The sequence below is a fragment of the Enterobacter sp. BNK-18 genome (genome assembly GCF_047456135.1).
GTDB lineage: Bacteria > Pseudomonadota > Gammaproteobacteria > Enterobacterales > Enterobacteriaceae > Enterobacter > Enterobacter ludwigii.
Genome location: NZ_CP179899.1, coordinates 3236797 through 3250622 on the forward strand (window position 1 = coordinate 3236797; position 13826 = coordinate 3250622).

Below are 13826 nucleotides of genomic sequence, written 5' to 3' on the forward strand. Positions count from 1 at the left end.
TTATGCGATTTTCCAGATTTATCATCGGATTGACTACCAGTATAGCGTTCAGCGTTCAGGCCGCGAATGTTGATGAGTACATTAATCAGCTACCCGCAGGTGCCAACCTTGCCTTGATGGTGCAGAAGGTCGGGGCGCAGTCGCCAGAGATTGACTATCACAGTCAACAGATGGCGCTGCCTGCCAGTACCCAGAAGGTGATCACCGCACTCGCCGCCCTGCTTCAGCTTGGACCTGACTTCCGTTTTACCACCACGCTCGAGACCAAAGGCAACATCGAGGGTGGCGAACTGAAAGGCGATCTTATCGCTCGTTTCGGGGGAGATCCTACGTTTAAACGCCAGGATATCCGCAACATGGTCGCGTCGCTGAAAAAATCTGGCGTGCAGAAGATTGATGGCAATGTGTTGATCGACACCTCTATTTTTGCCAGCCACGATAAAGCGCCAGGATGGCCGTGGAACGACATGACGCAGTGCTTTAGCGCTCCGCCAGCCGCCGCGATTGTGGATCGTAACTGCTTCTCCATTTCACTCTATAGCGCGCCAAAACCGGATGACTTAGCGTTTATTCGCGTGGCGTCTTACTACCCGGTGACGATGTTTAGCCAGGTTCGTACCCTCGCAAAAGGCTCCCCGGATGCGCAGTATTGCGAGCTGGACGTGGTGCCAGGCGATCTTAACCGCTTCACGCTGACCGGGTGCCTGACACAGCGCGCCGACCCGCTGCCGCTGGCCTTTGCGATACAGGATGGCGCAAGCTATGCGGGTGCCATTCTCAAGGATGAACTGAAGCAGGCGGGAATAACCTATTCCGGTACCCTGCTGCGCCAGACGCAGGTTAATCAACCCGGTACGGTCATCGCCAGCAAACAATCTGCGCCGCTGCACGATTTGCTACGGATTATGCTGAAAAAGTCTGACAACATGATTGCTGACACGGTGTTCCGCATGATTGGTCACGCGCGTTTCGGCGTGCCAGGAACCTGGCGTGCGGGTTCCGACGCTGTGCGTCAGATCCTGCGCCAACAGGCGGGGATCGATCTTGGCAACACCATTGCCGTCGATGGATCCGGGTTATCGCGGCATAATTTGATCTCCCCTGCAACGATGATGCAAGTACTTCAGTACATTGCACAACATGACACTGAGCTAAACTTTATTTCGATGCTGCCACTTGCCGGGCATGACGGTTCGCTTCAGTACCGTGCCGGCCTTCATGCGGCCGGGGTGGACGGAAAAGTTTCAGCCAAGACAGGTTCACTGCAGGGGGTTTATAACCTTGCAGGCTTCATCACTACCGCCAGCGGGCAACGCATGGCATTCGTGCAGTATCTTTCCGGCTATGCCGTCGAACCGACCGACCAGCGTAATCGTCGTATTCCACTGGTTCGCTTCGAAAGCAGGCTTTATAAGGACATCTACCAGAATAACTAGCGATGAAACTACTCATAGTTGAAGACGATCTGTTATTGCAGGAAGGGCTGGCTCTGGCGCTGGCCAATGAAGGATATGCCCTCGACTGCGCCGCCACGGCGGCTGAGGCGGATGCCCTGATCCAGAGCGGCGAGTACAGTCTGGTGATCCTCGATTTAGGCTTACCGGATAAAGACGGCGCTACGCAGCTAAGCCAGTGGCGCCGCCGGGGTATCGCCAATCCGGTATTGATCCTGACGGCACGGGATGCCATTGAAGATCGTATCAACGGCCTCGATTCTGGCGCTGATGATTACCTGGTGAAACCGTTTGCCCTTGCGGAGCTTCAGGCGCGGGTACGGGCGTTGATTCGTCGTTATCAGGGACACAGCGATAACTTACTGACCGACGGCGATATTACGCTGAATCTGCAAACCCAGCAGGTGCTGTGCCAGTCCCTGCCGGTTGAAGTAACCCCTAAAGAGTTCGCGCTGCTGACGCGCCTGATTATGCGCAGCGGACAAACGGTACACCGCGAAACCCTGCAGCAGGATATTTATTCCTGGCAGGACGATCCCGGCTCAAATACCCTCGAAGTGCATATTCACAATCTGCGTCGCAAACTGGGTAAAGACCGGATTAAAACTGTCCGTGGCGTAGGCTACCGTCTGGAGAGCCAGAAATGAACAGCATGCGTCGGCGATTAATGGTTCTGCTGGCGGTCATTCTGTTATTTTTCCAGCTGATAAGCGTGATCTGGCTCTGGCATGAAAGCCGTGAACAGATTGGTTTTCTGGTCAACGAAACGCTCTCGGCGAAATCGCGCAATAATCATGTCGAGAAAGAGATCCGTGAAGCGATTGCCTCGCTGCTGGTTCCCTCTCTGGTGATGGTCGGTTTTACGCTGTGCTTCTCATTCTGGGCGGTCACCTGGATAACCCGGCCGCTGAATCAACTGCGCGTCAGCCTGGCGAACCGCTCGGCGGATAACTTAACCCCACTCCCTGTCTATTCCGACATGGAAGAAATTGGTGCCGTCACAACCTCGCTCAACCAGCTCCTCGCCCGTTTGGATCACACCATTCAACAGGAACGTCTCTTCACCGCGGACGCCGCTCACGAGCTGCGAACGCCGCTTGCGGGGATCAGGCTGCATCTGGAACTGATGGCACAGTCTGGCTCTCCACAGGCCACGACGTTAATTACCCGTATCGATCAGCTGATGCACACGGTTGAGCAACTGCTGATGTTGTCCCGTGCCGGACAGGCGATGGCGAGCGGTCACTATGAAACCGTCAACTGGACAGACGATATCATCATGCCGCTCGGTCTTGGACATGAAGCCAAAGAGCATACAGTGATATGGCCGGACAAAAGTCCGCTCACGGTGCAGGGAGATGCGGTGCTTCTGCGTTTGATGCTGCGCAATCTGCTTGAGAACGCCGGGCGCTACAGTCCGTCAGGCACAACGATTCGCGTGACTCTGGCCGACGTTGACGGGGGGACACAGGTCAGCGTTATCGATCAGGGGCCGGGGATAGATGAAGCGCACCGCCAGTCGATTACTGAACCGTTCCGTCGTCTTGACCAGCGCTACGGTGGCAGCGGCCTGGGGCTGAGCATTGTGCAACGTATCGTGCAGCTCCACCACGGCAAGCTGACGCTGGAGAATGGTGCTGAGGGCGGCTTAATCGCCAGCTGCTGGCTGCCGTCCAGCCTGCAATAAAAAAGCCCCCTTCCGGGGGCTTTAAACTGCGATTAGTGCTTGTAGATGAACTCGACACCTTCTTCGTCGTCTTCATCCCAGTCGTCGTCCCAGTCTTCTTCCTCTTCCACTTCCAGCTCTTCGAGCTGTTGGCGGTGGTAGTCATCCCACATGAATTCGACTTTTTCTGGCTGTTTCGCTTCTTCAGCCTGAACAACCGGGTTCTCGATGATAAAGGTCATCACATCCCAGCACAGATCTTTCACGCCAACCTGGCTTGCCGCGGAGATCAGGTAGTATTTATCTTCCCAGCCCATCGCTTCAGCAATGGCTTTCGCTTTCGCTTCCGCTTCGGCTTTATCCATCAGATCGATCTTGTTAAAGACCAGCCAGCGTGGCTTGTTCGCCAGTTTTTCGCTGTATTTTTCCAGCTCGCCGATAATGATGCGGGCATTTTCTACCGGATCGGAACCGTCGATTGGATCGATATCGATGAGATGCAGCAGTACGCGGCAGCGCTCAAGGTGTTTCAGGAAGCGGATACCCAGACCGGCACCTTCTGCAGCACCTTCAATCAGACCCGGGATATCAGCAACCACAAAGCTCTTCTCGTTATCCATACGGACAACGCCCAGGCTTGGTACCAGCGTGGTAAACGGATAATCCGCCACTTTTGGCTTAGCTGCAGAGACCGCGCGAATAAACGTCGATTTACCGGCGTTTGGCATACCCAGCATCCCGACATCGGCCAGAAGCATCAGCTCCAGCTGCAGATCGCGCTTGTCGCCCGGCGTACCCATCGTTTTCTGACGCGGGGTACGGTTTACGGACGATTTGAAACGGCTGTTACCCAGACCGTGCCAGCCGCCTTTCGCCACCATCAGACGCTGACCGTGTTTGGTCATATCGCCCATGGTTTCGCCCGTCCCCTGGTCAATCACACGCGTACCGACCGGAACCTTAATGGTCACGTCTTTACCGCGTTTGCCCGTACAGTCACGGCTTTGACCGTTCTGACCACGCTCAGCGCGGAAGGATTTTTCGAAACGGTAGTCGATCAGCGTGTTGAGGTTCTCATCCGCCTCCAGCCACACGTCACCGCCGTCCCCGCCGTCACCGCCGTCAGGACCGCCACGTGGAATATATTTCTCACGGCGGAAGCTCACGCAACCATTGCCGCCATCACCTGCCACGACCAGGATTGTCGCTTCATCAACAAACTTCATTTTACTCTCCGTAACTCATTCGCCTGAGCGGGGGACTACTACGACCGCTTCATTTTTGCGCCAACGCCCCCAAAGACGATGACCAATGGCGGAATACATCGCGCCCGCAACCACGACAAACGCACCGAGATAGCCCAACATGTTGAGCATCGGTCTGACGAAGACATCGGGCCAGGCCATTGATAACAAATCTGAAAATAACAGCGTAAACAGCGGGGTAAGCGTAATGAGTGCGCTCACCTGTGCTGCCTGCCAGCGCGCCATCGCTTCGGCCAGCGCGCCATAACCGACCAGCGTGTTCAGCCCACAAAAAATGAGGCACGCCAGTTGCCAGTCGCTAAGCTGGGTGATCACACCCGGTTTTGCTAACGGCAATAATGCTATTGTACACAAAGTGTACAGCAAAAAGAGGATCTGCTGTGAGGCCAAACGACGCAATAACACCTTTTGCGCGACGCCATAGCTCACCCAAACCGTTGCTGCTCCCACTCCGAAGATCACACCCCAGGTGTAATCCGTCAGTCGGGTAAAAATCTCTATCAGACTGGTGTTGAAGAACATCACCAGACCACAGAGCAACATGCTCGCCCCGATAATTTGCGTGCCACGCATCTTCTCCTTGAGGATAAAGACGCTGGCGACCATCATGCCGACCGGTGAAAGCTGACCAATCACCTGCGACGCCGTGGGGCTAAGATACTGCAGGGAAGAACTGAACAGTATGAAGTTACCGAACAGGCCACCCGTCGCGATAGCCAGCAACACCAGCCAGCGCGGTTTACGGAAGATACGCAACGGCGGAAGCTTACCTTTGATCGCGAGGATGGCCCCAAGGCCGATACTTGCCATCAGAAAGCGATAAAATACCACCGTTGGCGGCTCCATCACTTCCAGTACCTGCTTCATTGCAATTGGCAGCGCACCCCAGCACATTGCGGTCGTGAGCGCCAAAAGAATACCAATGCCGGCCTGCTGCTTCATGCCCGTTTTCCCTACAGAAAAAATTACCGGGTTTCCAATGTAAAAAGCCCCGCAACAGGTTGCGGGGCTTTAATCCGTTACCGGACCGAGAAAACCTTACTCAGCAACGATGCTGATGTATTTACGGTTGTTCGGGCCTTTAACTTCAAATTTCACTTTACCGTCTGCTTTAGCAAACAGAGTGTGGTCACGACCGCAACCTACGTTGTTGCCAGCGTGGAATTTGGTGCCACGTTGACGAACAATGATGCTACCCGCCAGAACGGATTCGCCACCGAAACGCTTAACGCCCAGGCGTTTAGCTTCTGAATCGCGACCGTTACGTGTGGAGCCGCCAGCCTTTTTATGTGCCATTTAAATCTCTCCTCAGGTCTTAGGCGCTGATGCCAGTAATTTTCACATCAGTGAACCACTGACGGTGGCCCTGCTGCTTACGGTAGTGTTTACGACGACGAAACTTAACGATTTTAACTTTCTCGCCACGACCGTGAGCAACAACTTCAGCTTTGATAACGCCGCCATCAACGAAAGGAACGCCGATTTTGACTTCTTCACCGTTTGCGATCATCAGAACTTCTGCGAACTCAACAGATTCGCCAGTTGCGATGTCCAGCTTTTCCAGGCGAACGGTCTGACCTTCGCTTACTCGGTGTTGTTTACCACCACTTTGGAAAACCGCGTACATATAAACTCCGCTTCCGCGCACATCCTCGTATGAATCAGAGTGCGCTATAAATATTCACAATAGGGCGCGAATATTACGCAAAACGCGAGCCTTTGACAAGTGCTACCATCAATACATGAAGAAAAAAAACACAACGCGTAAGGTAACGTTTATCTGAGCCGTTTTTTCAGTACAATCAGCACTACTATTGATAAACCTAACCCTTCGTTACCCCATTGAAGATGGGATAAACAGGATAAAAAGCCCGGCTTTTGCGATGAATTTAGAAAAAATCAACGAGTTAACCGCGCAAGATATGGCGGGTGTGAATGCAGCAATCCTGGAGCAACTCAATTCTGACGTTCAGCTGATCAATCAGTTGGGCTATTACATCGTCAGCGGCGGCGGTAAACGCATTCGCCCGATGATTGCCATCCTGGCTGCCCGAGCCGTCGGCTATGAGGGAAATGCTCACGTCACGATCGCGGCACTGATCGAATTTATTCACACTGCGACGCTTCTTCATGATGATGTTGTGGATGAATCAGACATGCGCCGGGGTAAAGCCACCGCCAACGCCGCCTTTGGCAATGCTGCCAGCGTCCTGGTGGGGGATTTTATCTATACACGCGCCTTCCAGATGATGACCAGCCTGGGTTCGCTGAAGGTGCTGGAGGTCATGTCTGAAGCCGTTAACGTGATTGCTGAGGGCGAAGTGCTTCAGCTGATGAACGTCAACGACCCTGACATCACCGAAGAAAACTACATGCGCGTGATTTACAGCAAAACTGCGCGCCTGTTTGAAGCGGCTGCACAGTGTTCCGGCATTCTGGCTGGCTGTAGCGAAGCCCAGGAAAAAGGGCTGCAGGACTATGGCCGTTATCTGGGCACCGCATTCCAGCTGATTGATGATTTGCTGGATTACAGTGCAGACGGTGAAACGCTCGGCAAAAACGTGGGCGATGACCTGAACGAAGGCAAACCGACGCTGCCGCTACTCCACGCGATGCGCAACGGGTCAGCCGACCAGGCGAAAATGATCCGTGAAGCGATCGAGCAGGGAAATGGTCGTCATCTTCTGGAACCCGTGCTGGAAACAATGGCCATTTGCGGATCGCTGGACTGGACGCGTCAGCGTGCCGAAGAAGAGGCGGATAAAGCCATCGCCGCACTTCAGGTCATTCCGGACAGCCCATGGCGCGATGCGCTCATTGGCCTTGCCCATATCGCCGTTCAGCGCGACCGTTAATCCTGCACTCCCCTCCCCGCGGCCCTCGCGGGGAGATTCCAGTACACACCTGTATATTCCTCTTTCACGTAAATGCACCGGTTTACAGACCGCATGAATAAAGCCATGCCTTATTCTGAATATCCCTACCAGTAACGCGAACTTTTTAGAACAAGAAATTGAAATGGGTATAGTAAGGCCAGTCGTTTCAGACGAAATGGCGTAAGTGAATCCGAACTTAAGGACAGCGTTATGGACACGAAATTTATCGACTGGCACACAGCAGATATCATTGCGGCACTGCGCAAAAAAGGCACATCACTGGCTGCGGAATCTCGCCGCCATGGCCTGAGTTCTTCAACCCTGGCAAATGCCCTGACGCGCCCCTGGCCGAAGGGAGAATTGATCATTGCGACGGCGCTGGATACGCATCCGTGGGTGATCTGGCCTTCGCGTTACCACGATCCCATTACCCATGAATTTATCGACAGATCGCGCATGATCCGCCAGAGGAAAGTGAAGAAAGACCCGCAGGAATAGCGGTTTTTTTGACAGGAACAGCAACCCCCCGGTCATTTCTGGCAGGGGGCTGCCGGAACGATTACTCGCCCTTCACACGCTCGATATTCGCACCCAGCGCGCGCAGTTTATCTTCGATACGTTCATAGCCACGATCAATGTGATAAATACGATCAACGACCGTCGTCCCTTCCGCAATACAACCCGCCAGCACCAGGCTTGCAGATGCACGCAGATCGGTTGCCATCACCTGAGCACCAGACAGTTTCTCAACGCCGTGGCAAATCACGGTATTACTCTCGATCTCAGCATGTGCGCCCATACGGATCAGTTCCGGTACGTGCATAAAGCGGTTTTCAAAGATGGTCTCGGTAATGAACCCCGTCCCTTCCGCCACCAGGTTTAACAGGGTGAACTGCGCCTGCATATCGGTCGGGAAAGCAGGATGCGGAGCTGTACGCACGTTTACCGCTTTTGGACGGTTGCCGTGCATGTCCAGGCTGATCCAGTCTTCACCGATTTCGATATCAGCGCCTGCGTCACGCAGTTTCGCCAGCACCGCATCCAGGGTATCTGGCTGCGCGTTGCGGCAGGTAATTTTCCCGCCTGAAATCGCGGCAGCAACCAGGAACGTCCCGGTTTCGATACGGTCTGGCAGGACGCGATACACGCCGCCGCCCAGACGCTCAACGCCTTCGATGGTGATACGGTCGGTGCCCTGGCCGGTGATCTTCGCACCCAGCGCCACGAGGAAGTTCGCGGTATCCACAATCTCCGGTTCACGCGCGGCGTTTTCGATGATGGTAGTACCTTCTGCCAGCGTTGCGGCAGACATGATGGTGACGGTGGCACCAACGCTCACTTTGTCCATGACAATGTGCGCGCCTTTCAGGCGGCCATTCACAGACGCTTTAACATAACCTTCTTCGAGTTTGATCTCGGCGCCCAGTTTCTCCAGGCCAAAGATGTGCAGGTCAACCGGACGTGCGCCGATTGCGCAGCCACCCGGCAGGGAAACCTGACCCTGACCAAAACGTGCCACCAGCGGGCCAAGCGCCCAGATGGATGCACGCATGGTTTTCACCAGATCGTAAGGTGCAGAGAAGTTGTTTACGTTGCTGGCGTCGATCCAGACGGAACCGTTACGCTCAACTTTGGTGCCCAGCTGGCTGAGCAACTTCATGGTGGTGTCGATATCTTTCAGCTTCGGTACGTTCTGAATTTCTACCGGCTCTTCCGCGAGCAGCGCAGCAAAGAGGATGGGCAGCGCGGCATTTTTTGCGCCAGAAATTGTGACTTCGCCCTGGAGACGCGTTGGCCCCTGTACACGAAATTTATCCATTGTGTGCTCTCTTATAAATTCAACCGTGCTGCGGGCGTGTCGCCCACAACTCAAAAACCGTTTAGTTTGCGATCGCGTGCCCACTCTTGAGGGGTGAACGCTTTAATCGACAGGGCGTGGATGCGGTTATCCGCAATGTATTCCATCAGCGGCGCGTACACAGCCTGCTGTTTCTTCACACGGCTCATACCGTCGAACATCTCACCCACAGCAATAACCTGGAAGTGACTGCCATCGCCAGTGACGTGGGCTTCCTGAAGGGAGAGTGCATTCATCAGCACTGTCTGGATTTCATGATTTTCCATGGGTTCTTAATCATCTGATAGTGAAAACAAGCCCAACATCTTAGAGCAAAGTGGCGTCGTCTTAAACAAGCAAAAAGCCCCGACGATGAATCTGTCAGGGCTTTCAGAAGTAACGCACTGAAAATATTAACGAGGCAGTACGTCCTGAGGGAGATTATAGAGCTGGGCCAGGGTGACCACATTATCGCTCGCCGCGTGCAGCGTAACGCTTGTACCCTGCTTTTTCCCCACGGCAACAAGATGGGCCAGCAGCGCGACGCCTGCCGTGTCCACCCGTGAAATGCCGCTCAGATCGATAACCGTCACGCCCTGCATCGCTTCAAAACGTTTGTCCCAGAGCGGGTTCAGCAGATCCTGGTCGAGTTCACCCGTCAGCTTCAACGTCTCACCCTCACGCGACCAGCTCAGTTGATCCGACATTACTTCTTCTCGTCCAGAGAGATTTTCTGACGCGAGATAGACTGCAGCTGTGCGGTCAGGCCATCAATGCCTTTGGTGCGCAGCAGGTCACTCCACTCGTTCTGTTTAGTGGTGATCATGCTCACCCCTTCGGCAATCATGTCATAGGCCTGCCAGTGACCGGTCTGGCTGTTTTTACGCCACTGGAAGTCCAGGCGCACTGGCGGACGGCCGTTAGGATCGATAATCGTTACGCGGATAGGAATGATAGTCGCGTCGCCCAGCGGCTGCTCTGGCGCAATCTGATAGGTCTGACCGTGATACATCGCCAGTGCCTGACCGTAAGCCTGTTTCAGGTATTCACGGAACGCGGCAAAATAGGCTTCGCGCTGCGCCGGGGTCGCGTCTTTGTAATAACGGCCCAGAACCAACGCACCCGCATATTTGATCTGCACGTACGGCAGCAGCTCTTGATCAACCACGTCGCGCAGATAATCAGGATTGGAACGAATTTTCGGCTGTTCGTTTTTAAGCCGGTCGAAGGTCTTCTTCGCAGCCTCATCCATCAGTTTGTACGGGTTACTCTGATCCGCAGCATGCGCCGCGGTGAGAGGGGCAATGACCAGCATGGCAACCATTAACAGTCGTTTAAACATGAATGACTTCTCCTGAAATTAATTCGTCGTGCCTGGTGTCGGTGCGACACTGGCAGGATCTTCGCTCTGCGCAGGGGCAGCGTCGGACTTCTTATCATCTCCTTTACTGTTATAAAGGAACTGACCAATCATATCCTCCAGTACCATCGCGGACTTCGTATCCTGGATTACGCTACCGTCTTTAAGGATAGTCGTTCCCAGCTCCGGGTCTTCAAAACCGACGTTAAGCGCCAGATATTGCTCACCCAACAGGCCGGACGTGCGGATAGAAAGCGAGCTGGTGTCCGGGATATGGTTATAACGCTCTTCAATATCCATCGACACGCGCGGCAGATAGGTTTTCTCATCAAGTGTAATGTCAGAGACGCGCCCAATGACCACCCCGCCTATACGTACCGGCGAGCGCGCCTTCAGCCCGCCGATGTTATCAAAGGTCGCATAAATGCGATAAGTCGGCTCGGTGCGCACAGACGTGATATCCGCCGCTCTCAGGCAGATAAACAGCGCGGCCAGCAACGCCAGTAACAGGAACACGCCGACCCAAATTTCATTTTTTCTCGTTTGCATGAACTCAATTCCCAAACATCAGTGCGGTGAGCACAAAATCCAGACCCAGTACGGCCAGCGACGAATGTACGACAGTACGTGTAGTTGCACGGCTGATGCCCGCCGAAGTCGGGATCGCATCATAGCCATTGAACAAGGCGATCCAGGTGACCGTAATGGCAAATACCACGCTTTTAATCAGACAGTTAACCAGATCCATTCGCAGATCGATGGCGTCCTGCATGGCCGACCAGAAGAAGCCCGCATCGATGCCCTTCCAGTGAACGCCAACCAGCGAACCGCCCCAGATACCCACGGCGACAAAGAGGATCGTCAGGAGCGGTAAGGAAATCACCCCCGCCCAGAAGCGTGGCGAGATCACGCGACGCAGCGGGTCGACCGCCATCATCTCCATGCTGGAAAGCTGCTCGGTCGCACGCATCAGGCCAATTTCAGCGGTCAAAGCCGACCCTGCACGCCCGGCGAACAACAGCGCCGCCACCACCGGCCCCAGTTCACGCAGCAGCGACAGCGCCACCAGCATGCCGAGGCTGGTTTCGGCGCTGTAGGTCGTCAGAACGAGGTAGCCCTGCAGCCCCAGCACCATGCCGATAAACAGACCGGAGACAATGATGATGAGCATCGACAGCACGCCGACATTATAGAGCTGCCGCACCAGTAGCGGTGCATGCTTACGAAATTCCGGCTTGCCGACCAGCGCGTTGAACAACATCAATCCGGCACGCCCGAACGTCCTGATGGTTTTTATGCCACGGTGTCCAAGAGCGGCCAATGCATTTAACAGCATCAGTGGCTTAACTCCCTATTCCCAGTAAATCGTCACGATAGTCGCCCGCCGGGTAGCGGAACGGCACAGGCCCATCCGCAATGCCGTCGAGGAACTGCCGTACACGCGGATCGCAGTTTTCCTGCAACGCCTGAGCGCTGCCATGCGCGACGATCCTTTTGTCTGCCACAATGTAGGCATAGTCGGCGATGCTCAACACTTCCGGTACATCGTGAGAAACCACAATGCAGGTTACGCCGAGCGCGCTGTTCAGTTCAGAGATGAGCTTCACCAGCACGCCCATCGTGATAGGGTCCTGCCCGACGAACGGTTCGTCGAACATGATTAAATCGGGTTCTAAGGCGATGGCGCGTGCCAGCGCGGCGCGGCGTGCCATACCGCCGGACAGCTCTGAGGGCATCAGTTTTGCAGCCCCTCGCAGTCCCACGGCTTCAAGCTTCATCATCACCGTACTTTTCAGCAGCTCTGGCGGCAGACGGGTGTGTTCGCGCAGCGGATAAGCCACGTTATCAAAGACGTTCATGTCCGTGAACAACGCTCCCGACTGGAAAAGCATACTCATGCGTTTACGAACAGTATACAGGCGCGATCGTGACATCTCGGGGATGTTTTCGCCGTCAAAGAGGATTTCACCGCTATCGGGTGGGATCTGGCCACCAATAAGGCGCAGCAGGGTCGTTTTACCGATCCCGGACGGCCCCATGATGGCAGTGATCTTGCCACGCGGTACGGTCAACGAAATATCATCGAATATCAATCTGTTGGCGCGAGAAAAACTCACACCCCGGACATCAACTAAATTCGCCATAGTTTGGCTCATTTATGGTTCCTTTCTTACCCTGCTCACGTTAAGCATGCAGACTGAATCAGCCCTAAACTCAGCATTTTTACAGAATATTAGCCGTTGAGGTTAGCGAAAGCTGGCATTTGTTTTACTTTTCCGGCGCATAAAGTCAAAATTAGGAATTCGTTACGCCTCAGACTGTATGCAGTCCTGCCATTCCATTCCTGCGCGATGGACCGACGAGTATACCTGAAGAAAGGACTTTTGATGCTTTTAGCAACAGCACTGTTAATAATTGGTTTACTTTTGGTGGTCTACAGTGCTGACCGTTTGGTATTTGCTGCATCTATCCTGTGCCGCCTGACTGGCGTACCGCCTGTCGTCATCGGGATGACCGTGGTCAGTGTCGGAACCTCGCTTCCTGAAATCATCGTCTCTGTCACGGCATCACTGCACGGTCAGTTAGACCTTGCCGTCGGCACCGCGATTGGTTCCAACATCGTCAATATCTTACTGATCCTTGGCCTGGCGGCCCTGCTCCATCCATTTCGCGTGCATTCTGATGTTCTGCGCCGTGAATTGCCGCTAATGTTAATCGTAAGCCTGCTGGCAGGGTGCGTATTTTATGATGGCGTACTGAGCTACGGTGACGGCATTTTCTTGCTGGCGCTGGCCGTTATCTGGCTATTGTATAGTGTTAAAATCGCCCGTCTGGCAGAAAAACAGGGCCAGGACAGCCTGACGCGAGAGCAGGTCGCCGAACTCCCGCGTGAAGGCACGCTGCCTGTGGCGCTGCTGTGGCTCGGCGTCGCGCTGATCATCATGCCGATGGCCACGCGCATGGTCGTCGATAACGCCACGGTGCTGGCGAACTATTTCGCCATGAGTGAGCTCACCATTGGCCTGACGGTCATTGCCATTGGCACCAGTCTGCCAGAACTGGCCACCGCTATCGCAGGGGCACGTAAAGGTGAAGATGACATTGCCATAGGCAATATTATCGGTTCAAACATTTTTAATATCGCCATCGTGATGGGCCTGCCGGCCCTGATAACGCCCGGGCCTTTTAACCCCCTGGCATTCTCACGCGATTACGGGGTGATGTTGCTGGTCAGCGTCATTTTTGCCCTGCTCTGCTGGCGGCGGCAACGACAGATCGGCAAAGGCGCAGGGGCGCTGCTGACGGGTGGATTTATCGTATGGATGGCGATGCTGTACTGGCTTTCGCCTCTTCTCTCTGGGTAAACG

17 protein-coding genes are annotated in these 13826 nt (G+C 54.5%); 6 read left to right on the top strand and 11 right to left on the bottom strand.

The genetic code is table 11. The features are described from left to right. Nucleotides 1-2: 2 nt before the first annotated feature. The 3 genes from dacB to pmrB are packed head-to-tail and all read left to right on the top strand — an operon-like array spanning nucleotide 3 to nucleotide 3141. On the top strand, nucleotides 3-1436 hold the full coding sequence (dacB, locus tag ACMGG3_RS15555) for a serine-type D-Ala-D-Ala carboxypeptidase (protein WP_025202924.1): 1434 nt from the start codon (nucleotides 3-5) through the stop codon (nucleotides 1434-1436). Between the two features lie 2 nt (nucleotides 1437-1438). Continuing rightward, a complete protein-coding gene (gene pmrA, locus ACMGG3_RS15560) occupies nucleotides 1439-2101 on the top strand; it encodes a two-component system response regulator PmrA (protein WP_014171795.1) in 663 nt (220 codons plus the stop codon). Continuing rightward, nucleotides 2098-3141 carry a two-component system sensor histidine kinase PmrB gene (gene pmrB, locus ACMGG3_RS15565; protein WP_014171796.1) on the top strand — a complete coding sequence of 348 codons (1044 nt, stop codon included), beginning with the start codon at nucleotides 2098-2100 and terminating at the stop codon, nucleotides 3139-3141. Before pmrA ends, pmrB begins: the two co-directional genes overlap by 4 nt. A gap of 32 nt (nucleotides 3142-3173) precedes the next feature. Here pmrB and cgtA read toward each other — a convergent pair whose 3' ends face one another. The 4 genes from cgtA to rplU all read right to left on the bottom strand — a co-directional run bounded on the left by cgtA (nucleotide 3174) and on the right by rplU (nucleotide 6012). Beyond that, nucleotides 3174-4346, bottom strand: coding sequence for an Obg family GTPase CgtA (cgtA, locus tag ACMGG3_RS15570; RefSeq protein WP_014171797.1), 1173 nt, complete (start codon nucleotides 4344-4346; stop codon nucleotides 3174-3176). 15 nt (nucleotides 4347-4361) lie between these two features. Then, the gene (locus tag ACMGG3_RS15575) at nucleotides 4362-5327 is read right to left on the bottom strand and encodes a DMT family transporter (RefSeq protein ID WP_014171799.1); all 966 of its coding nucleotides are present in this window, start codon (nucleotides 5325-5327) and stop codon (nucleotides 4362-4364) included. A 96-nt stretch (nucleotides 5328-5423) separates the two neighbouring features. Continuing rightward, nucleotides 5424-5681 (bottom strand): 50S ribosomal protein L27, encoded by a 258-nt coding sequence (rpmA, locus tag ACMGG3_RS15580; protein ID WP_004385076.1) that lies wholly within the window; start codon nucleotides 5679-5681, stop codon nucleotides 5424-5426. Nucleotides 5682-5700: 19 nt separating this feature from the next. Next, entirely contained in the window at nucleotides 5701-6012 is a 312-nt protein-coding gene (rplU, locus tag ACMGG3_RS15585) for a 50S ribosomal protein L21 (protein WP_003025032.1), read from the bottom strand. Nucleotides 6013-6268: 256 nt separating this feature from the next. Between rplU and ispB the strand changes: the two genes are divergently transcribed. Continuing rightward, complete coding sequence (ispB, locus tag ACMGG3_RS15590) at nucleotides 6269-7240, top strand: octaprenyl diphosphate synthase (RefSeq protein ID WP_414149303.1); 972 nt, start codon at nucleotides 6269-6271, stop codon at nucleotides 7238-7240. Nucleotides 7241-7471: 231 nt separating this feature from the next. Continuing rightward, on the top strand, nucleotides 7472-7759 hold the full coding sequence (gene sfsB / locus ACMGG3_RS15595; protein ID WP_014171802.1) for a DNA-binding transcriptional regulator SfsB: 288 nt from the start codon (nucleotides 7472-7474) through the stop codon (nucleotides 7757-7759). A 61-nt stretch (nucleotides 7760-7820) separates the two neighbouring features. On the opposite strand, the gene murA is transcribed toward sfsB, so the two are convergent. The 7 genes from murA to mlaF form a co-directional block, all read right to left on the bottom strand. Next, nucleotides 7821-9080: a UDP-N-acetylglucosamine 1-carboxyvinyltransferase gene (gene murA, locus ACMGG3_RS15600; protein ID WP_020883531.1), complete on the bottom strand. Its 1260-nt coding sequence runs from the start codon at nucleotides 9078-9080 to the stop codon at nucleotides 7821-7823. Between the two features lie 50 nt (nucleotides 9081-9130). Continuing rightward, on the bottom strand, nucleotides 9131-9385 hold the full coding sequence (gene ibaG, locus ACMGG3_RS15605; RefSeq protein WP_008501458.1) for a BolA family iron metabolism protein IbaG: 255 nt from the start codon (nucleotides 9383-9385) through the stop codon (nucleotides 9131-9133). Between the two features lie 126 nt (nucleotides 9386-9511). Further along, nucleotides 9512-9805, bottom strand: coding sequence for a lipid asymmetry maintenance protein MlaB (gene mlaB / locus ACMGG3_RS15610; protein ID WP_014171806.1), 294 nt, complete (start codon nucleotides 9803-9805; stop codon nucleotides 9512-9514). After that, entirely contained in the window at nucleotides 9805-10440 is a 636-nt protein-coding gene (mlaC, locus tag ACMGG3_RS15615; RefSeq protein ID WP_047956163.1) for a phospholipid-binding protein MlaC, read from the bottom strand. Before mlaC ends, mlaB begins: the two co-directional genes overlap by 1 nt. Nucleotides 10441-10458: 18 nt before the next feature. After that, a complete protein-coding gene (mlaD, locus tag ACMGG3_RS15620; protein ID WP_025202923.1) occupies nucleotides 10459-11007 on the bottom strand; it encodes an outer membrane lipid asymmetry maintenance protein MlaD in 549 nt (182 codons plus the stop codon). 4 nt (nucleotides 11008-11011) lie between these two features. Beyond that, entirely contained in the window at nucleotides 11012-11794 is a 783-nt protein-coding gene (mlaE, locus tag ACMGG3_RS15625) for a lipid asymmetry maintenance ABC transporter permease subunit MlaE (protein WP_010436044.1), read from the bottom strand. A 7-nt stretch (nucleotides 11795-11801) separates the two neighbouring features. Further along, on the bottom strand, nucleotides 11802-12614 hold the full coding sequence (gene mlaF / locus ACMGG3_RS15630; protein WP_014171809.1) for a phospholipid ABC transporter ATP-binding protein MlaF: 813 nt from the start codon (nucleotides 12612-12614) through the stop codon (nucleotides 11802-11804). 231 nt (nucleotides 12615-12845) lie between these two features. On the opposite strand from mlaF, the gene ACMGG3_RS15635 reads away from it, so the two are divergent. Next, nucleotides 12846-13823, top strand: coding sequence for a calcium/sodium antiporter (locus tag ACMGG3_RS15635; RefSeq protein WP_020883528.1), 978 nt, complete (start codon nucleotides 12846-12848; stop codon nucleotides 13821-13823). Nucleotides 13824-13826 lie beyond the last annotated feature (3 nt).